This is a genomic window from Nonomuraea composti, from assembly GCF_012034275.1.
Lineage (GTDB): Bacteria > Actinomycetota > Actinomycetes > Streptosporangiales > Streptosporangiaceae > Nonomuraea > Nonomuraea composti.
In genome coordinates this window covers 248,164-267,239 of the sequence record NZ_JAATEP010000005.1, presented here as the reverse complement: position 1 = coordinate 267,239, position 19,076 = coordinate 248,164, and the positions used below count along the sequence as shown (strand labels likewise).

The window sequence follows — 19,076 nt, the reverse complement described above, 5'->3', positions numbered from 1 at the left end:
GCTTGTCGTGCGTCTCGTGCTGGCCGATGTCCGGCGGCATCGGACGCAGGCGGCCATGCTGCTGCTGGCCGTCACCGTGGCCACCGCCACCCTGGCCATGGGGCTGTCGTTGCGGGGGGCGAGCGACGCCCTGTATGTCCAGACCCGCGCCGCCACCGCCGGCCCCGACGTGGTGGCCCTGTCCGGTGACACCGGGCGTGCCGTCACCTCGGCCCTGACCGGGCTGGCCGCCGATCCGGAGGTGGTCGCGCACCACGGCCCGTACCAGATCGTCTATGCCGACCTCACCACGCGCGGTTCCGCGACGTCCCCGGTGGTGGTGCACGGCTTCGACGAGCGGCCGGCCGCGATCAACCGGCCGCTGCTGACGTCGGGACGGTGGATCCGCCCCGGCGGCACCGTCCTGGAGCGCGGCTTCGCCACCGAGCTCGGCGTCAAGGTCGGCGACCGGGTCACCATCGAGGGCCACTCGTACCCCGTTCTCGGCATCGCCGTCACCGCCGCCACCTCCATCTACCCCTGGGCGGCGCAGATCGGCCCCGGCGGCGGACCGAGCAACTACACCGGCCTGGCGTGGATGACCCGGGCGGACGCCCGCGAGCTGGCCACCACCCACGACCTGCCGGTCACCACCGCGATCGACCTCAAGCTGAAGGACCCCGGCGCGACGGAGGCGTTCCGGGAGGCCCACCGTTTCCCCGCGCCCAGGGTCAACCTGCACTCCTGGCAGTTCAACGCCGAGCAGGACGCCCGCATCCTGCGCAACAGCGAGCCGATCCTGATCGTCGGCAGCTGGCTGCTCGCCTTCCTGGCCATCACCGGCGTCGCGGCGCTGGCCACCGGCCGGGCCATCGAACAGACCCGCCGCGCCGGGCTGCTCAAGGCCGTCGGCGCCACCCCGGCCCTGATCGCCACCGTCCTGCTCACCGAGTACCTGACGCTGGCCCTGGCCGGTGAAGTGCTGGGCCTGGCGATCGCGCGCCTGGCCATGCCCGCCCTGGCCAGCCCCACCGCCAGCCGCATCGGCGACCTCGGCGGGCCGGGCACCGGCACCGTCATCGCCACGACCGTCCTGGCCCTGGTGGTGGCGGTCCTGTCCGCCCTGCGTCCCACGCTGCGCGCCCTGCGCACGGCGACCGTCACGGCCCTGTCCGCCGCCGCGCACCAGCCGCGCCGCCGTCCGTGGCTCACCGCGCTGTCCGCGCTGCTGCCCACGCCGCTCCTGCTCGGGCTGCGCCTGACCGTCCGCCATCCGGGCCGTGCGGTGCTGCAGGCGGGCTCCATCGCCACCACGGTGTTCGCGATCGCCACGCTGCTGGCTCTGTTCGCCGAGCCGGTGCGGGGCTACGGCCTCAACGGCTCCTCGGCCCTGCCCAACCTGCGCGACGCGCACGACCGCCGCCTGCTGCTCGCCGTCACCGCGCTGCTGATCGTCCTCGCCCTCGTGAACGCCATCACCTTCACCTGGACGATGGCCATCGAGGCCCGCACGAACGTGGCCATCGCCCGCGCCCTCGGCGCCACCCCGGGGCAGGTCACGGCCGGCCTGTCCGCCGCCCAGCTCCTGCCCGCCGCACCGGGGGCCGCCTTGGGCGTCCTGCTGCACCTGGGCCTGCACTGGCTCCTCACCGCCGGGAACGCGGCGGACGCCCCCGTCCCGTGGCTGCTGGGCGCGGCACTCGCGACCGTCCTCGCCACGGCGGCGCTCACCGCCCTGCCCGCCCGCCTCGCCGCACGCCGTCCCGTCGCGCGCACGCTCAGCGCCGAGGCCACCTGACCTACGGCAGAGATCGGCCTGGCCCTATTCTCGTTAGCCGTGACTGGAGCGGCAGAGCGTCATGCGAGCTGGCTGGAGCTGTTCTTCGACCTGGTGGTGGTCGTGGCGGTGGCCCAGCTCGCGCACCGGCTGGAGCATCCGACGTGGGCCGGCGTGGGCCTGTTCGTGCTGCTGTATTACGCGGTGTGGAGCATCTGGACGACGCTCACGCTCTACTCGAACGTCCACGCCGAGCGCACCCGTACCCGCAGCATGCTCATCGGCATGTTCGGGATCGCCGTCATGGCGGCCGCCGTCCCGGACGTCGCCCACGACGGCGGCCTGCACGAGGGCTGGTTCATCGCGGCCTACATCACGTGCCGCATCAGCGCCTCGCAGACGTTGCAGCAGTCGGGCACGATCATGACGGCGTGGCCGGCGGCGCAGCTCGGCGCGGGCCTGCTGCCCTGGTTCGCCTCCATCTGGGCCGACGCGCCCTGGCGGTACGCGCTGTGGGGCGTCGGCCTGGTGCTGGACATGGTGTTCTCCATCCTGCAGAGCCGACGTCCGGAGAGCCTGATCGAGGGGTTGCAGCGGCAGGCCCGCCGGCACGACGAGCGCGAGCGGCGCCGCCAACGCCCCGGCCGGCCGCCCCGCCCGCCTCGCGAAGTGGCCGCCGCCGTGCTCGACCCGGCCCACCTCGGGGAACGGCTCGGCCTGTTCGTGATCATCGTGCTCGGGGAGGCGGTCGCGCAGGTCGTCCTGTCCTCCTCGGGCAAGGAGTGGGACGGTCAGCTCGCGCTGGCGGCGCTGGCCGGGTTCGGGCTGATCGTCGCGTTGTGGTGGCTCACCCTCCAGTACGGCATCAGCACGGTCGTCGCCGCCCGCGAACGCGAGCTCCGGGCGTACGTGGCGTTGCCCACGCACTTCGTCATGACGGCGGGCATCACCGCGACGGCGGCCGGGCTGGGCGTGGTCGCGCACGAGCCCGACGCGCACCTGCACGGCGGCATCGGCTGGGTGCTCGGAGCGGGCCTGGCCGCCTACTTCGCCGCCTCCACCGTCCTCGGCGCGACGGCCGGCGCCGAGCGGCGGTGGGTGTGGTTGTGGGGCGTCCCGTCGGTGATCGCGCCCTTGGGGGTGGCCGCGGTGTCGGGGCTGCTGCCGGCCTGGGTCGTGGTCGCGTTGCTGCTGGTGGTGGCCCTGTGGCGAATCGCCTACCGCCCGCGCCGGAGCTCCGCGGTGGCGTGATGGGATGCTGCACGCCAACGGCACGGCGCCCGCCGCGCGGACGAGCGGATGTGCCGCTTCCCTCAGGGGTTCGAGCTGGCCGAGCTCGAATACGCCTGGCCCCTGAACTGAACCGCCGCCCCGGTGATCACCGGCCGGGGCGGCGGCTCGTCACCGTGGCCGGGCGGCGATCACTCGAAGATCAGTCCCACGCCCGGGACGCACTTGGGCTTCTTGGGCGCCATGACGAGGCCGTCGATGGTGATCGGCGTCTGCAACGGACCGCCCTGCACCTTCACGCCCGCGTAGTACTCGTAGCGGACCGGGCGGAAGATGTCGCACGGATCCTTGGGGATGTAGTCGGCCGGGATCCACGTCGACCCGCCACCGCCGCCGCCACCGCCTCCGCCGCCGGGTGTGCCCGTGTCGGGGCCGCCCGGGGTCGGCGAGCCGGGGAACGGCCGGACCTTGCCGGGATCAAACCAGAGGTCCTTCGACAGGACGATGCCGTCCGGGGTGATGGCGCGGCACACGCTGTCGGGGTCGGTGTCCTCGCAGAGCTGCGGCCCGTTCGTGACCGCCCAGTCCAGGACCGCCTGCATGTCCTCCTGCGTCTGCGCGAGCGGCTGCGGGTTCATCGTCAGGGCGCTGAACTTCGGCCCGTTCGGGAAGAGGGCGGGGAACTTGCCCGCCAGGAACGTGGCCAGCGCCTTGCCGAGCGCCACCGCGCCGGGCTCGTTCGGGTGGAAGCTCTCCTGGTAGGACTGGAACGGCTTGCTGAGCAGCAGGTTCGGGCGGTGGACGAGGCCCTGGAAGTACGAGTCGGGCTGGCCGAGCTCGTGCCCGGCGACCACGCTGGTGCCGTTCGGCCCGGCCGTGTTCGGGTCGAAGATGTGCACCTTGGTTTGCGGGTAGTCGGCCTGGAACTTCGCGACCCCGTCCCGGATGGCCTGGTTCACCTGCACCGCGAAGGGATACATCAGGTCCATGGTGCGGCCGGTGATCTCCTCGATGCCGGTGTTGCCCGACGCCTTGACCCCCAGCGGGTAGAGCGCCACCACGATCTCGGCCACCGGGTGGGTCTCCCTGACGCTCCACAACCCGCGGGCGACCTTGTCCTTCAGCTCGGCGACCCGCGGCTGCAGCCGGCCCATCTCAAGGGCGACGGACCTCTCCTGGTCGTCCGGCCACGTCAGCGAGCCCATGAGAGCGCCGTTCGGCCGGAACAGGTAGGCCGTGGCGGCGGTGCTGACCAGGTCCGCGAAACCGGCGTCGTTGCCGCCGAGCCCGAAATACACCAGCTTGGCCATTGTCGGAACGTCCTGGGCCTGCGGCGGGTTCCGGACGACCGTCCCGCCCTTCTTCTCCTTCTGCTCCTCGTCGAGATGCTTGATCCACGCGCCCGACGACGCCTGGAAGAAGAGCCGGTCGCGGCCGATCACCGACTCCATGGTGTCCGAGGTGAGCGTCATCCTGCGCAACGGGTTGCGGCCCATCTCCAGGGCCGCCCACGCCACGTAGAAGGGGGCCAGGCCCGACCTGTGCCTGAAGTCCTCCGTCCCGTCGGCCTTCGTCACATACTTGTGATCGTGGCTCGCGCCCTCGCCGCTGGTGTAGCTGTCGCCGTAGACGACGGCGTCGTACGGATCCGGATCCGTCAGGCACGTCGGCGGGCACGGCAGCGGCACCGGCCGCGGCGGCAGCGTCGGCAACGGGACACCCGGAACCGGCGTCACCGGCCCCGGCGGTTGCAGGGTGGGACGGGGCGGCAGCGGTACCGGTACCGGATCGGCGCCTGCCGGAACGGCCGGCAGGACCAGCCCCAGCGCGACGCACAACGCCGTCACTACGACCCGTGCCCGGGCAGGTCTTTCCCCACGTAAGGGTGACATGCGAACCTCCCTCGCTGATCGCGTGCCTCGCTGATCGCGTGGCTTGCGGCAGCAGCATGCGCCACGGCGGCCGGCGCTAGCATCGGGCGGTTCCCCTACCTGACCCCCTACATTGCGCGTCCTGCCTGCTCAGTCGTCCTGGGCGGCGGCCTGCTCAGTCGTCGTGGGTGGCCGGTCAGTCGTCGTGGGCCGCTCAGCCGTCGTGAGTGACCGCTCAGTCGTCGTGGGTGGCCCGGGCGTCCGAGGTGAGGTGCTGGGTGAGTGTGACGCGCGACTGCACGCCGAGCTTGGCGAACGTGCGGGACAGGTGCGCCTCCACCGTCTTCGGGCTCAGGTACAGCCGCTCCGCGATCTGCTGGTTCGTCAGCCCGCCCACGGCCAGGTCGGCGATCTGCCGCTCCCTCGTGGTGAGGGAGGAGAGCGGGCCGGCCGCCCGCCGCTGTCCCCGGGGCACCCGGGCGGCCAGCCGGCGCTCGTCACGCGCCAGCGCGGTGGACAACCAGGTCGCCCCGGCGGCGGCGTACAGGACCTTGGCCCGGCCCAGCTCCTCCCGGGCCTGCCCGACCAGGACCTCGGCCCGGCCCAGCTCCCCCCGAGCCTGCGCGACCGACCCCAGAGCGGCATACAGCTCGGCGGCGAGCTGCCGGGCCAGCCCCTCCTCCACCGGCGCACCGGCGGCGGCGAACTGGTCGGCGCCCCGCGCCGCGTGCACGACCGCCTCCTCGTCCTGGCCGGCGAGCATGAGCACCTTCGCCCGCGCCCGATGCGCGAAGCCCAGCTGGTGCGGCAGGCCCGACTCGGTCGCCCGGGCCAGGGCCTGCTCCGCGAGCGTGCCGGCCTCGGACCAGGCACTCGCAGCGGTTGGAGCTGCCGCCGCGGCTGTGGCGATCGCCTGGAGGGCCAGGCCGTACGTCCTGCCCGGCTCGTCGGCCGGGTCCTCAGAGGTAAGGACGGCGAGAGCGTGGTCCGGCTGCCCCGCCTCCGCGTGGACCAGCGCGAGGTCGAGCCGCGCCAGCCCCGACCACCATCCCGACCTGGGCCGTGTCCCGGAGACCCGTTCGGCCAGCTCCAGGGCGGCCCGCGGCCCGTCCCGCCACAGAAGCGGACGCAGCAGCAGGATGCTGGACATCGCCAGGGTCTCGCGGCTGTGAATCAGCCGGGACGCCTCGCGCGCCTCCTCCGCGGCCGTGATCGCCTCGGACAGCCGGCCCTGCCGCTCGTTCAGCGCGGACAGGGCGATGAGCAGGTACGGCACGCTGTGGCTGCGCCCGGCACGGTAGGCGATGTCGAGCCCGCGGCGCAGATGCCGCGAGGCGTCGTCGTGGCGCCGCAGGTGCAGCTCCACCCAGGCCAGCGGCGCGACCATCTCCAGGTGCGGCGCGAGCACGTCGTCGGTCATGCCGTCCGTCAGCCACGCCGCCCGGTCGGTCTCGGCCCGGCTCTCCGCCACGCGGCCGTCACGCAGGCTGGCCAGCGCGTGGATGGTACGAGCGGCCGCCTCCATCGCCTGATCCGCCGCGTCCCTCGAAGCCCTGCCCCCTCCCAGCGCCTCACCACCCGCACCCGTCAGGGACCGGATCGCGACGGCGGCCGCGCGCCGGGCCTTTCCCGGATCGCTGCCCATCAGCTCGACCGCGGCCAGCCCCACCTGGGCCAGGCTGGTGGACCGGTCGCGCGCGTGCGGCCGGGTCAGCTCGGTGGTGAGCAGCGCCTTCGCCTCGTCGAGGTCGCCGAGCAACCGGTAGATCATCGAGGAGAAGCTCACGGCCGCGAGCCGCAACGGCCCCGGCGCCCGCATCACCTCTTGCAGGATCTGCCGGCTGGCCGCCAGCTCGCCGGTCACGCCGAGGGCACGGCCCAGCGCCCATTGCAGCTGGACCCGCCACGACGCCAGGTCCGTCCCGTCAGGCGACGACAGGTCCGTCCCGTCCGGCAGCACCGGATCCGTCTCGTCCGGCAGCAAGCGGAGCGCCGTGCGTAACAGCCGGACGGCGGTGGACGGCGCGGCACCCGAAGCGGCCGCGGCCGCCGCCTCCAGCGTCCGCACCGCCCGCACGTCACCGTGTTGCGCCGAGCGGGCGGTGTGGTGGGCCAGCAGTTGCAGCGGCCCGCCGCTGCCGCGCAGCTGCTCCGCCGCCCGGTCGTGCGCCCGCAACCTCCAGGCGGCCCCCGCCATCCAGTACGCCGCGGCCCGCACCAGCGGGTGGCGGAACCGGAAGGAGGCGTCGGCCTCCACCACGAGCCCCACCCCGACGAGGTGGTCGATGGCGTCGTCGAGGGCGGGCTCGGGCAGCTCGGTGATGGACGCGACGAGGTCCAGCGAGATCGGCTCGCCGGCCACCGCGGCGGCGCAGGCGACCTGGCGGACCTGGGGCGTCAGAGCGGTCAGCTCGGTGCTGAGCACGTCCAGGAGCGCCCGCTCAGGCACCCCGGCCGCCGCATCCCCGCCCCCCACCTCAGCCCTGGCTTCCCCTCCGGCTCTCGTATCGACCCCGACCCCGGCTCCCGCCCCAGCTCTCGTATCCACCCCAGCCCCCGCTCCCGCTTCGGCCAGCGCAGTGAGCGTCTCCACACCGGCGTTGGCGAGCACCTGAAGGTAGAGCGGATTCCCGCGCGTGGTGCGATAGAGCAGCCGCCTCCGGCCCCGGTCCGCCTCGGGCAGCAGCGCCGCCACGTCGCTCTCCCCCAGCGGGGACAGGCCGATGTCCACGGTCGCGTCGCCGAGCTGGGCGACGGCCCGGGCGATCCCCGCCGGCACCTGAGCCGTCCGGTAGGCGGTGGCGAGCAGCAGCGGCGCGCGTGGCGGGCGGCGCAGCAGGTATTCGGTCAGCTCCACGGACGACTGGTCCGCCCAGTGCAGGTCGTCCAGCACGATGGCGACCGGCCCGGCCGCTCCTTGGTCCTCGATGAGCCGGCGCGCCCGCTGGAAGAGCCGGTAGCGGTCGAGCCCCGCGCGCCGCGCCTCGGACGGCCCGGTGGCGTCCAGCAGCAGCTCGGTCAGCGCCCGCTGCGCGTCCCGGCTCGGGTCGCCCGGCTGCGGTTCGAAGGCGGCGATGTAGACCCCGAACGGGACGTCCCGCTCGAACTCGGTCGCCTGACCATGATGAACGGCGAACCCACGAGCCCGGGCCAGCCCGGCCAGTTCGGCGAGCAACCGGGTCTTCCCCATCCCCGGATCGCCCCGCACCGCGACGGCCCGTAGCGCTCCGTCCGCCGCGCCTGACACGGCGTCCGCCAGGAGGGTCAGCTCGGCATCGCGCCCGATCGGCCTGGCGTTTGTCGCCCCTTTGGCCATCCCGCCCACTCCGTGAGTGAAGATAGCAGAGGCATTCAGCCTAAACGGGTGATCGTCCGTTGGGAATATGCCGCCGGTTCCAGGGGCTTGCCGGCACCGGCGTCCGTGCCGCTTGGCGTCGCGGACGTACTCTCGCAGGATCCGAAAGCTGGGTTCAGGTCGTTACCGGACGTTCCCGTCGAGCAGGGCCGCCCAGAGCGTCCACGCGTCGTTGATCGACATCGGCGCCGTCTCGTGCGCTTGGTAGCCACCGTCGAGCTGCGCGCGCCCTTCGCCGGGACAGGCTGATCCGTACGGACCCGGGATGGGGAGTTTCGTGACCACGCCCGAAGAGCGCAGGGAGATGGAAGTCGAGCGGGCGGCGGCTCCGCAGGCTGAGTAACCGGAGAGCGGCGACCGCCGCGGACGAGCTTTCTTGACCCAACGGTGTGGGAGCGAGGCCCACCTACCCCGCTGGGTGGATCAGTCGCCTGTGTAGAGCCGGTGCAGGTCCACCAGCTCCACATCGGCACGACCACGCGCCACCCGCGCCAGCTCATCGCTGAATCCGGCGCGGGCGAACAGCAGCAGCTTCGGCGGTGCCTCCACCTGGGTGTCGGGCAGGAGTGCGCGCAGGTGTTCCAGCCGCTGCAGTTGCGCGACGTCCATGGGTGACAGGGTGCCTTTGGCCTCGCCGATCGCGATGATCCGGTCCGGGGCGGACGCGTTCGTCTCCGACACGACGATGTCGAGCTCGTGCCCTTGGCGGTGGGCGCGGCAAGAGAGCTCGCTGGGACGTACGGCGCTTGCGTACCCGCCGAGGGTGTCGCTGGAGGCGTGCAGGAAACACCATGCGCGGGCGAGGTCCTCGAAGTGCGGGCCGTAGATCTTCGAGGCCACCGTGTCGGCGTTGGCGTCCCAGACGCGGGCGGCCCGGCCGGCGACCAGTTCCGGCTCGCGCCGCTGGATGATGAGCTGGTGGAGCCGGACGATCGGCTCGGTGATCTTGTAGACGCTGCGTTTCTGCCGCAGCGCGTCCTCCATATGCTCGACGAGCCCGATGCTCTGCAGGGCGGCGAGCAGGTGGCCGAGCGCGCTGACGGGTCGTCCGAGGGCGGCGGCGATCTCGGAGCGGCGGTGGTTGCCCGCGCTGATGGCGGCCAGCACGGCGGCGTACGAGGTGGGATCGGAGATCGACGGCTCCTCCCGCAACAACAGCCCGCCCTCGCGGAACATGGCCGAGCCCGGGTTCAGCAGCCGCCGCTGCACCCATCGGTCGAAGTCGTCGATGCCGGCCGGCCCTGATCCGCCCGACATCTCCAGGTACGCGGGCGTACCACCGACGAGCGCGTTCACCCGGAACGCCAGCTCAGGGTCCTCCGACAGCCCCCAGAACGCGCTCGCGTCACGAAACCCGAAGGGCCGGACGACGAGTTCGAGGACCGCCCGCCCGCGCAGGGGCGCGCCTCCGCCGAGCAGTTGCGCCATCGTCGTCAGGGCGCTGCCGCAGAGGATCAGGCGGGTGCGGGTGTGCTCCTTGGCGTATCCCGTCGGGTTGAGCGCCTGCTGGAGGTACGACGGCAACGCCGGGGTGGCCGATACCAGGTAGGGGAACTCGTCGATGATGACCGGCACCGCGCGCTGCTCACCGAGGCGGAGCAGCTCATCCAGTCCCTCCCGCCAGTTGGCGAACGACACCGGGCGCCGGAGGCCGAGATGGCGGGCGTAGGCGGCGCCGAGGTCGGCCAGGTTCTGGGCTTCGGTCTGCTGGGTGGCGGCGAAGATCAGGCCGCCGGTCTCCTGGGCGAGGAGTTCGAGCATGAGGGTTTTTCCCTGGCGGCGGCGACCGTGGACGAGGCCCAGGGTGGCGCCGTTCGAGCTGGACCCGACGAAGTCGGTGAGCTCTTCCCACTCGGCGTCCCGGCCGTACAGGCGTGGTGGTTTGTCGAACAAGGGGCGGCGCCTCTCAAGAATGATAGCTGGAACTATTATAGCTGCAGCTATCATTCCTGGTCGGCTTCGTCTGTCCGCGAACCACGGTGCATAAGAGCCCTGCACGACAGACGGCCTGTCACGACAGGGCGCGACGGATCGTCCTTGCAGCATGTATGTCGTCATCACGCTGCTGACGGCCACGCTCGTCGGCCTGGCCGCCGTCGCGAACCTCGCCCGGCATTCCTACGGGCGGGCTCAGGCCGAAAGGCAAGGTGTTCCGGTCTCCTGGCAGGTCCCGCTCGGGTTCGTGCTCGGGGCCGGGGCCGTCGGGCTGCTGGTGGGGCTGGCCATGCCGGTGCTCGGAACGGTGGCCGCCGCCTGCCTCGTCGCCTATTTCACTGTCGCGTTCATCCCTGAGGTGCGGGCGCGGCCCCTGCGGATGGGCCCATGGGCCGTGTACTTCGTGCTCAGCGTGGCCTCGCTCGTCTCGAGCCTGATCGCGCGGTAAGGCTCCACGCCGGAGCTCGGCCCACGACCTCGGGTAGCAGGAACGGCTCCACGGCCCGCTGCCTCCATGGTCGGGGTGGGCATTCACGGCCCACCGCCTACTCGGGTAAGGGGTGGGGACGAGTGCCGAAGGCATGGGGGTGCGCCGTCAGGCGCCAAAGAACAGGAACAGCCTGAGCCCGCCCGCGCGAAGCGCTTCCATGAGCGAAGCCCTTTCGGGCGGGGCGGGCATCAGACGGTCTACCACCCAGATGGGCAACGGGTGGGTGGGTGGGGCTACTTGGCGTTGGCCTTGAGGTAGTCGCTGTTCATGCGGGCGATCGTGTCCAGCGGGATCCCCTTCGGGCACACGGCCGTGCATTCGCCCGTGTTCGTGCAGCCGCCGAACCCTTCCGCGTCCATCTGGTCGACCATGGCCTTGGCGCGGGAGAGGCGTTCGGGCTGGCCCTGTGGGAGGAGGCTGAGGTGGGTGATCTTGGCGGCGGTGAAGAGGGAGGCGGAGCCGTTGGGGCAGGCGGCGACGCAGGCGCCGCAGCCGATGCAGGTGGCGGCGTCGAACGCCGCGTCGGCGTCCTCCTTGCGGACGGGGACGCTGTGGGCGTCGGGGGCGGAGCCGGCCGGGACGGAGACGAAGCCGCCCGCCTGGATGATGCGGTCGAACGCGCTGCGGTCGACGACCAGGTCCTTGACGACCGGGAAGGGGGCGGCGCGCCACGGCTCGATGGTGATCTCGGCGCCGTCCTCGAAGTGGCGCATGTGGAGCTGGCAGGTGGTGGTGGCGCGTTGTTCGCCGTGGGCGACGCCGTTGATGACCATGCCGCACATGCCGCAGATGCCTTCGCGGCAGTCGTGGTCGAAGGCGATGGGGTCGTCGCCTTCGAGGATGAGCTTCTCGTTGAGGACGTCGAGCATCTCCAGGAACGACATGTCCGGGGAGACGTCCTCCACCTTGTACGTCACCATGCGGCCCTTGTCCGTCGGGCCGCTCTGACGCCAAACGCGCAGGGTCAGGTTCACTTGTAGCTCCGCTGGGTCATCTTGACGTACTCGTATTCGAGCGGTTCCTTGTGCAGGATCGGCCCGTCCGGGGAGTGTTCCCAGGCTGAGACGTGCGCGAAGTTCTCGTCGTCGCGCAGGGCTTCGCCGTCGGCGTCCTGGGATTCGGCGCGGAAGTGGCCGCCGCAGGATTCGGTGCGGACGAGGGCGTCGAGGCACATGAGCTCGGCGAGGTCGAAGAAGTCGGCGACGCGGCCGGCCTTCTCCAGCACCTGGTTGAGCTCTTCGGCGGTGCCGGACACCTTGACGTTCTGCCAGAACTCCTCGCGCAGCTCGGGGATGCGCTCGAGGGCCTTGCGCAGCGACTCCTCGGTGCGTTCCATGCCGCAGTAGTCCCACATGAGCTTGCCGAGCTCGCGGTGGAAGGAGTCGGGGGTGCGGGTGCCGTTGACGGCGAGCAGCCGGTCGATCTTGGTGCGGACCTTGATCTCGGCTTCGGCCACGGCCTCCTCGTCCACGTCCCCGTACGGGCCGTTCGCGAGGTAGTCGCCGATGGTGGTGGGCAGCACGAAGTAGCCGTCGGCCAGGCCCTGCATGAGCGCGGACGCGCCGAGCCGGTTGGCGCCGTGGTCGGAGAAGTTGGCCTCGCCGATGACGAACAGGCCGGGGATGGTGGACTGCAGGTCGTAGTCGACCCAGAGGCCGCCCATCGTGTAGTGCACGGCGGGGTAGATGCGCATGGGCACGTCGTACGGGTTCTCGCCGGTGATGCGCTCGTACATCTCGAAGAGGTTGCCGTACTTCTTCTCGACGGCGTCGCGCCCGAGGCGGTTGATCGCGTCGCGGAAGTCGAGGTAGACGCCGAGGCCGCCGGGGCCGACGCCGCGGCCCTCGTCGCAGACGTTCTTGGCGGCGCGGGAGGCGATGTCGCGCGGCACCAGGTTGCCGAAGCTCGGGTAGATGCGCTCGAGGTAGTAGTCGCGCTCTTCCTCGGGGATGTCGCCGGGGGCGCGGTCGTCGTTCTTGCGCAGCGGCACCCAGACGCGGCCGTCGTTGCGCAGCGACTCCGACATCAGCGTGAGCTTCGACTGGTACTCGCCGGAGACCGGGATGCAGGTCGGGTGGATCTGCGTGTAGCAGGGGTTGGCGAAGTACGCGCCGCGCTCGTGGGCGCGCCAGATGGCGGTGGTGTTGCAGCCCTTGGCGTTCGTGGACAGGAAGAACACGTTGCCGTAGCCGCCGGTGGCGAGCACGACGGCGTCGGCGAGGTGGCGCTCGATCTCGCCGGTGACCATGTCGCGCACGATGATGCCGCGGGCCCGCCCGTCGGAGACGATCAGGTCGAGCATCTCGTGCCGGGTGTGCATCTCGACGGTCCCGGCCGCGACCTGCCGCTCCAGCGCCTGGTACGCGCCGAGCAGGAGCTGCTGCCCCGTCTGGCCGCGGGCGTAGAAGGTGCGGGAGACCTGGGCGCCGCCGAAGGAGCGGGTGTCGAGCAGGCCGCCGTACTCACGGGCGAACGGCACGCCCTGGGCGACGGCCTGGTCGATGATGTTCACGGAGACCTGGGCGAGGCGGTAGACGTTCGACTCGCGGGCGCGGAAGTCGCCGCCCTTGACGGTGTCGTAGAAGAGGCGGTAGATCGAGTCGCCGTCGCCGCGGTAGTTCTTGGCGGCGTTGATGCCGCCCTGGGCGGCGATGGAGTGGGCGCGGCGCGGGGAGTCCTGGTAGCAGAAGGACTTGACGTTGTAGCCCAGCTCGCCCAGGGTCGCCGCGGCGGAGCCGCCCGCCAGGCCGGTGCCGACGACGATCACGTTGAGCTTGCGCTTGTTGGCCGGGTTGACCAGCTTGGCGCTGAACTTGCGCTTCTCCCAGCGGTCCTCGATGGGCCCGGAGGGCGCCTTGGTGTCCCTGATCTCGGGGCCTTCGGTGTACTTCACTTGACAACTCCGAACGTGATCGCGAGGGGCGGGACGAGGAAGCCGATCACCAGGACGATGGAGAGCAGGCCGGCGGTCGCGCGCAGGGCCTTGTTGCGGTCCTTGTTGGCCCAGCCGAGGGTCTGGAAGGCGCTCCACACGCCGTGGCGCAGGTGCAGGCCGACCATGACGACGGCGACGACGTAGACGAGGGTGACCCACCAGCGGGACGGGTCGAAGCCGTCGATCATCCGGTCGGCCGGGGACGAGTCGTAGCCCGCGGGGTTGACGACGCCGAAGGTGAGGTCGAGCAGGTGCCAGATCACGAAGAGCGCGATCGTGACGCCGCCCCAGCGCATGATGTGCGTGGCGTAGCCGTTCGCCTGCGACTTCTTGGCCACGTACTTGACCGGCCTGGCCTTGCCCGCGCGGCGGGACAGCGAGATCGCCGCCCACATGTGCAGGACGACCGAGACGACGAGGCCGATCTCCAGGATGGTCAGCACCGTGCGGTACGGCACGAACGGCTCAAGGAGGGTGCGCAGCCAGTGGGCATACTCGTTGAAGGACTCGCGGCCGAAGAAGATCTTCAGGTTGCCCAGCATGTGGAGCACGAGGAAGCTCACCATCACGGCGCCCGTGACGGCCATGACGACTTTCTTGCCGTTGGACGAGGTCAGGAACCCGCCCTGCTTCTTCGGCGTTGGAGTCTTCTTGGAGGCAGGGGTGTTAACAGGCGCGGTGGCGGAGCCGCGCTCTATCGTGGCAGTCACGTTTAAACGCTAGGTATCCAGCGATGATCCGTCCAAGTCATGATGGGCTTGGTTTCGATAGCCCCTGGCTATGATGTGGGTAGGCGCGGCTTTTACAGGCCGCTTACGCGGCGCGGGTGCGAGGAAAATCACATGCAGTTTCAGCAGCTCGCGTACTTCGTGGCGGTGGCGGAGACCCGGCATTTCACCCAGGCGGCCGAGCGGATGCGGGTCGCGCAGCCGTCGCTCAGCAAGCAGATCAAGGCGCTAGAGGACGATCTCGGCGCGCGGCTGTTCTCGCGGGCGCGCGGCAACGTCACGCTGACGGCCGCCGGTGAGGCGCTGCTGCCGCTGGCCCGCCGCATCCTGGCCGACGCCGACACCGCCCGGCAGGAGGTGGCGCAGCTCGCGGGGCTGCGCCGGGGCCGGGTGCGCCTGGGGGCGACGCCGTCGCTGTGCGCGGGGCTGCTGGCCGACGCGCTGGCCCGCTTCCACCGCGCGTACCCGGGCATCGAGCTGCTGGTGGAGGAGGGCGGCTCGCGTGACCTGGTCAGGGCGCTGGCCAGGGGGCAGCTCGACCTGTCGCTGATCATCATGCCGTTGCAGAGCGACGACCCGGCGCTGGTGACGGAGGAGATCCTGCGCGAGAACCTCGTGGTGGTCTCGCCGTCGCACGAGCAGATCAAGGGCCCGTACCTGCGCATCGAGGAGCTGCGCGGCCGGCCGATGGTGATGTTCAGGCGCGGCTACGACCTGCGGGAGGCGACGCTGGCGGCGTGCCGGCACGCCGGGTTCGAGCCGCGGTTCGCGGTGCAGGGCGGCGAGATGGACGCGGTGCTGCGGTTCGTGGAGGCGGGGCTGGGGGTGGCGGTGGTGCCGTCGATGGTGCTCGACGGGCGGCCCGGCCTGCTGGGCACGCCGCTGGCGCCGCCGGGGCTGAGCCGGACGATCGCGCTGGCCCACCGCAAGGACGTCGAGCCGACCAGGGCCGCGCAGGCGTTCAGGGAGACGCTGCTGGCCTTCGTCGTCGAGGCCGGTCATGAGGGCACGCTTCCACAAGGGGTGGCGCTCATCGCAGAATGAGCAGCAAGGGTCCGACTCCCCGAAGGGGTGTTTTGACGGCGAACCTCTCGGAAACGCTGACGCTGCTCCTCATCGAGGACGACGACGGAGACGCCTTCCTCGTCGAGGAGTTGCTGAAGCAGGCCGTGGCTCCCCCCAAGATCCATCGGGCGCGCAGCCTGAGGGAGGCCAGGGCGAAGCTGACGCCCCAGATCCAGTGCGTGCTCGTGGACCTGTCGCTGCCCGACGCCAGCCGGCTGGAGGCGCTGGACGAGGTGCTGGCGGTGGCGTCGCCGCACACGGCGGTGCTGGTGCTCACCGGGCTCAGGGACGTGCACGTCGGCGTCTCGGCCGTGCAGTCCGGCGCTCAGGACTACCTGGTCAAGGGCGATGTGGACGCGCGCCTGCTGGCCCGCTCCATCCGGTACGCGATGGAACGCAAGCGCGCCGACCTGGCCCAGCTCAAGCTCGTCCAGGCGGAGCTGACGGCCAAGGAGAACGCCCGGCTGGAGGGCGCCCTGCTGCCCGATCCGCTGCTGCGCACGTCCGCGATCGAGCACGTGACCCGCTACCTGCCGGGCAGCGGCGGCACGCTGGCCGGCGACTTCTTCGACACCGTGCAGACGCCCGACGGCGCGGTGCACGTCGTGGTGGGCGACGTGTGCGGGCACGGCCCCGACGAGGCGGCGCTGGGGGTGGCGCTGCGCATCGCCTGGCGCACGCTGGTGCTGGCGGGGCAGACGGGCGACCCGCTGCTGCGGACGCTCGACACGCTGCTGCGGGCCGAGCGCAAGGCGCCGGAGATCTTCACGACGCTGTGCATGGCCACGATCAGCCCCGACCTGACCTCCGCCGGCATGCGCGTGGTCGGGCACCCGCCGCCCGTGCTGGTGCGTGACGGCGTGGTCGAGGTGGTGCAGGGCACGCCGTCGGGCCCGCCGCTGGGCATCTTCCAGGACGCGGCCTGGTCGGTGCTCGACGTCCCGCTCGGCAAGGACTGGTCGATGATGCTCTACACCGACGGCCTGATCGAGGCGGCCGTGGGCGAGCCGGCCCGGCTGCTGGGCGTGGACGGCCTGGTCGGCCTGGTACGCGAGCACGGCTCCATCGACCTCGACCGGCTCATCACCCGGGTCGGCACGCTGAGCGACGACCTGGCGGTGGTCATGCTGCGGAGGAGAAGAGAATGAGCATTCACCCGTTGCCTCCGCCGAAAGCTCCCACAGGGCTGGGCAGGCTGCCGGTCGCCCAGTGGTTCGTGCTGCTCGGGGTGCTGGCGGCCGTCACGTTCGTCGCGGGGGGCGTGATCGTCCTGACGATGAGCACCCAGGCCGCGGCGCTCAACCCGAGCCCCGACCTGGCCGCCCATCTCGGGCGGCTGAACGCGGCCCTCATCGTGGTGTTCGCCCTGTTGCTGGGGCTGGGCGTGGGGCTGGTGGCGACGGTGCGCTACGCGGTGCTGAAGCCCATCGACCAGCTCACCGCGCAGGTCCGTACGGTCGCGGGCGGCGACTTCGACCACGACCTGCACGTGGACCGCCCGGCGGAGCTGGCGGAGCTGTCCAGCCACATCGACTCGATGCGGGCCCGCATCGTCTCGGCCTGGCGGGTGGCCACCGACCAGGCCGAGGAGCTGCGCAGGTCGAACGGGGAGCTGGAGCAGTTCGCGTACGTGGCCAGCCACGACCTCCAGGAGCCGCTGCGCAAGGTGGCCAGCTTCACGCAGATGCTGGAGCAGCGTTACGGCCCGCAGCTCGACGAGCGGGCCAGGCAGTACATCCACTTCGCGGTCGACGGCGCCAAGCGCATGCAGCTGCTGATCAACGACCTGCTCGACTTCTCCAGGGTGGGCCGGGTGACCGGCGAGAGGAGCGTCGTCGACTCGGGCGCGGCTCTTGACCGGGCCCTGGAGAACCTCTCGGCCACGATCGAGGACGCGGAGGCGACCGTGACCCGCGACGAGCTGCCCCGGGTCAGCGGCAACGAGCTGCAGCTCACCCAGCTCTTCCAGAACCTGATCGAGAACGCCGTGAAGTTCCGCTCGGAGGCGCCGCCGCGGGTGCACATCGGGGTGCGGCGCGACGGTGACATGTGGGAGTTCAGCTGCTCCGACAACGGCATCGGGGTCGAGCCGAAGTACGCCGACCGCATCTTCCTCATCTTCCAGCGCCTGCATCCCCGCGACGTCTATCCGGGAACGGGGATCGGGCTGGCCCTCTGCCGGAAGATCGTCGAGTATCACGGGGGACAGCTCTGGCTCGACGGTGATGGTGGCGACGGCGCCACGTTCCGCTGGACGCTGCCCATGGCGGGAGGCGAGGGATGAACGGCTGGCGCCCCATCGAGGTGCTCCTGGTCGAGGACGACCAGGGGGACATCCTGCTCACCAAGGAGGCGTTCGATCTCAACAAGGTGCGCAACCGGCTGAACGTGGTCAACGACGGCGAGCAGGCGATGGCGTTCCTGCGCCAGGAGGAGGGTTTCGCCGACGCGCCGCGCCCCGACCTGATCCTGCTCGATCTGAACCTGCCGCGGATGAGCGGGATGGAGGTGCTGCGGGAGGTGAAGGCGGACGTCATGCTCCGCACGATCCCGGTGGTGATCCTGACGACGTCGGAGGCGGAGGAGGACATCTTGCACAGCTACCGGCTGCACGCCAACGCATATGTCTCAAAACCGGTGGATTTCGAGCAATTTATCCGAGTTGTCCGGCAAATCGATGATTTTTTCGTCACTGTGGTGAAGTTGCCGGTGCAGGGGTAGCGGTCTGACGCGCGTACGTGACAGGAATCACAGTCAGTCATCGAAAAAGTGAGTGACCCCGCTCACAAATTTCGATCCTGTCGTCGTAACGTATCCCCCACCAACGCGCGCCGAGGCGGATGCCGCCGCGCGAGCGCGCCCAGCGAAACGAAACCACGGACCCCCTGCGCAGAAGGGTCCGCGGGAGGTGGAGAGGTCCGCGATGACCCAGACGACGCCCGACGCTCCGGTCCGACGGCAGCGTGCGCAAGTCAAAGTGCGCACTCTGCGCACAGACAGATGGTGGCTGGTCCCGCTCCTGACATTCCTCGGGCTCAGCTCGTTCCTCGTCTACGGTATATGGGCGATCATCGACAACAGCTACTTCGTCGATCCCTACATAGCGCCCTTCGCATCGCCCTGCCTGGCCACGTCCTGCCCTGAGGGCGCGCGGCTGTTCGGCTGGGCGCCGTTCGGCGACTGGTACGCCCTGCCCCCCGGCCTGCTGATCCTCGGCCTGCCCGGCGGATTCCGGCTGACCTGCTACTACTACCGCAAGTCCTACTACCGCTCGTTCTGGCTGTCGCCGCCCGCGTGCGCCGTGCAGGAGCCGCACGGCAAGTACACCGGCGAGCGGCGCTTCCCGCTCATCATCCAGAACATCCACCGCTACTTCTTCTACGCGGCCATCGTCATCGGCCTGATCCTGGCCTACGACGCCGTCCTCGCGCTCGTCCACAAGCCGACGGGCCTGGGCACCTGGATCCTGGTCGTCAACGCCGTCCTCATCAACGCCTACACGCTGTCGTGCCACTCCTGCCGGCACATCACGGCGGGCAGGCTCAACCACTTCTCCCGCCACCCGCTCCGGTACCGGGCCTGGACGTTCGTCTCCAAGCTCAACGCCAAGCACCAACCCCTCGCGTGGGCCTCGATGTTCTCCGTCATGGGCGCCGACCTCTACGTCCGCCTGGTCGCCAAGGGCATCATCGCCTTCCCGTACGCGTAAGG

15 protein-coding genes are annotated in these 19,076 nt (G+C 71.0%); 8 read left to right on the top strand and 7 right to left on the bottom strand.

From position 1 onward, the window contains the following. Positions 1 to 7 precede the first annotated feature (7 nt). Both HCN51_RS10210 and HCN51_RS10205 read left to right on the top strand, forming a co-directional pair. On the top strand, positions 8 to 1,777 hold the full coding sequence (locus tag HCN51_RS10210) for an ABC transporter permease (protein WP_346433594.1): 1,770 nt from the start codon (positions 8 to 10) through the stop codon (positions 1,775 to 1,777). A gap of 39 nt (positions 1,778 to 1,816) precedes the next feature. Then, positions 1,817 to 3,007, top strand: coding sequence for a low temperature requirement protein A (locus tag HCN51_RS10205; RefSeq protein WP_168009020.1), 1,191 nt, complete (start codon positions 1,817 to 1,819; stop codon positions 3,005 to 3,007). A 170-nt stretch (positions 3,008 to 3,177) separates the two neighbouring features. Here HCN51_RS10205 and HCN51_RS10200 read toward each other — a convergent pair whose 3' ends face one another. The 4 genes from HCN51_RS10200 to HCN51_RS10185 form a co-directional block, all read right to left on the bottom strand. Beyond that, positions 3,178 to 4,698 (bottom strand): SGNH/GDSL hydrolase family protein, encoded by a 1,521-nt coding sequence (locus HCN51_RS10200; protein WP_168009018.1) that lies wholly within the window; start codon positions 4,696 to 4,698, stop codon positions 3,178 to 3,180. A gap of 394 nt (positions 4,699 to 5,092) precedes the next feature. Next, positions 5,093 to 8,173 (bottom strand): helix-turn-helix transcriptional regulator, encoded by a 3,081-nt coding sequence (locus HCN51_RS10195; protein ID WP_168009017.1) that lies wholly within the window; start codon positions 8,171 to 8,173, stop codon positions 5,093 to 5,095. A 162-nt stretch (positions 8,174 to 8,335) separates the two neighbouring features. Beyond that, the gene (locus tag HCN51_RS10190) at positions 8,336 to 8,497 is read right to left on the bottom strand and encodes a hypothetical protein (protein ID WP_168009015.1); all 162 of its coding nucleotides are present in this window, start codon (positions 8,495 to 8,497) and stop codon (positions 8,336 to 8,338) included. A gap of 138 nt (positions 8,498 to 8,635) precedes the next feature. Beyond that, entirely contained in the window at positions 8,636 to 10,105 is a 1,470-nt protein-coding gene (locus HCN51_RS10185) for an AAA family ATPase (protein ID WP_168009013.1), read from the bottom strand. Between the two features lie 151 nt (positions 10,106 to 10,256). On the opposite strand from HCN51_RS10185, the gene HCN51_RS10180 reads away from it, so the two are divergent. Further along, entirely contained in the window at positions 10,257 to 10,595 is a 339-nt protein-coding gene (locus tag HCN51_RS10180) for a DoxX family protein (RefSeq protein WP_168009011.1), read from the top strand. Between the two features lie 275 nt (positions 10,596 to 10,870). Here the strand turns inward: HCN51_RS10180 and HCN51_RS10175 are convergent, their stop codons facing one another. The 3 genes from HCN51_RS10175 to HCN51_RS10165 are packed head-to-tail and all read right to left on the bottom strand — an operon-like array spanning position 10,871 to position 14,282. Next, complete coding sequence (locus HCN51_RS10175; RefSeq protein ID WP_080045189.1) at positions 10,871 to 11,611, bottom strand: succinate dehydrogenase/fumarate reductase iron-sulfur subunit; 741 nt, start codon at positions 11,609 to 11,611, stop codon at positions 10,871 to 10,873. Beyond that, positions 11,608 to 13,530, bottom strand: a complete 1,923-nt coding sequence (locus tag HCN51_RS10170; RefSeq protein ID WP_168009009.1) for a fumarate reductase/succinate dehydrogenase flavoprotein subunit — start codon at positions 13,528 to 13,530, stop codon at positions 11,608 to 11,610. Before HCN51_RS10170 ends, HCN51_RS10175 begins: the two co-directional genes overlap by 4 nt. Beyond that, positions 13,527 to 14,282 carry a succinate dehydrogenase/fumarate reductase transmembrane subunit gene (locus HCN51_RS10165; protein ID WP_168009007.1) on the bottom strand — a complete coding sequence of 252 codons (756 nt, stop codon included), beginning with the start codon at positions 14,280 to 14,282 and terminating at the stop codon, positions 13,527 to 13,529. The genes HCN51_RS10170 and HCN51_RS10165 overlap by 4 nt, the downstream gene beginning before the upstream one ends. A gap of 132 nt (positions 14,283 to 14,414) precedes the next feature. On the opposite strand from HCN51_RS10165, the gene HCN51_RS10160 reads away from it, so the two are divergent. The 5 genes from HCN51_RS10160 to HCN51_RS10140 all read left to right on the top strand — a co-directional run bounded on the left by HCN51_RS10160 (position 14,415) and on the right by HCN51_RS10140 (position 19,074). Then, entirely contained in the window at positions 14,415 to 15,344 is a 930-nt protein-coding gene (locus tag HCN51_RS10160) for a LysR family transcriptional regulator (RefSeq protein WP_080045186.1), read from the top strand. Between the two features lie 32 nt (positions 15,345 to 15,376). Further along, positions 15,377 to 16,513, top strand: coding sequence for a PP2C family protein-serine/threonine phosphatase (locus tag HCN51_RS10155; protein WP_168009005.1), 1,137 nt, complete (start codon positions 15,377 to 15,379; stop codon positions 16,511 to 16,513). Beyond that, positions 16,510 to 17,649 (top strand): sensor histidine kinase, encoded by a 1,140-nt coding sequence (locus HCN51_RS10150; RefSeq protein WP_168009003.1) that lies wholly within the window; start codon positions 16,510 to 16,512, stop codon positions 17,647 to 17,649. Before HCN51_RS10155 ends, HCN51_RS10150 begins: the two co-directional genes overlap by 4 nt. Then, entirely contained in the window at positions 17,646 to 18,086 is a 441-nt protein-coding gene (locus tag HCN51_RS10145) for a response regulator (RefSeq protein ID WP_080045183.1), read from the top strand. Before HCN51_RS10150 ends, HCN51_RS10145 begins: the two co-directional genes overlap by 4 nt. A 202-nt stretch (positions 18,087 to 18,288) precedes the next feature. Beyond that, positions 18,289 to 19,074, top strand: a complete 786-nt coding sequence (locus HCN51_RS10140) for a hypothetical protein (RefSeq protein ID WP_168009001.1) — start codon at positions 18,289 to 18,291, stop codon at positions 19,072 to 19,074. Positions 19,075 to 19,076: the final 2 nt, after the last annotated feature.

Bases quoted from the DNA above. Each gene is read 5' to 3' on its own strand.
- HCN51_RS10195 (WP_168009017.1), bottom strand. From the start codon at position 8,173: ATGGCCAAAGGGGCGACAAACGCCAGGCCGATCGGGCGCGATGCCGAG.
- HCN51_RS10180 (WP_168009011.1), top strand. From the start codon at position 10,257: ATGTATGTCGTCATCACGCTGCTGACGGCCACGCTCGTCGGCCTGGCC.
- HCN51_RS10160 (WP_080045186.1), top strand. From the start codon at position 14,415: ATGCAGTTTCAGCAGCTCGCGTACTTCGTGGCGGTGGCGGAGACCCGG.
- HCN51_RS10150 (WP_168009003.1), top strand. From the start codon at position 16,510: ATGAGCATTCACCCGTTGCCTCCGCCGAAAGCTCCCACAGGGCTGGGC.
- HCN51_RS10145 (WP_080045183.1), top strand. From the start codon at position 17,646: ATGAACGGCTGGCGCCCCATCGAGGTGCTCCTGGTCGAGGACGACCAG.
- HCN51_RS10140 (WP_168009001.1), top strand. From the start codon at position 18,289: ATGACCCAGACGACGCCCGACGCTCCGGTCCGACGGCAGCGTGCGCAA.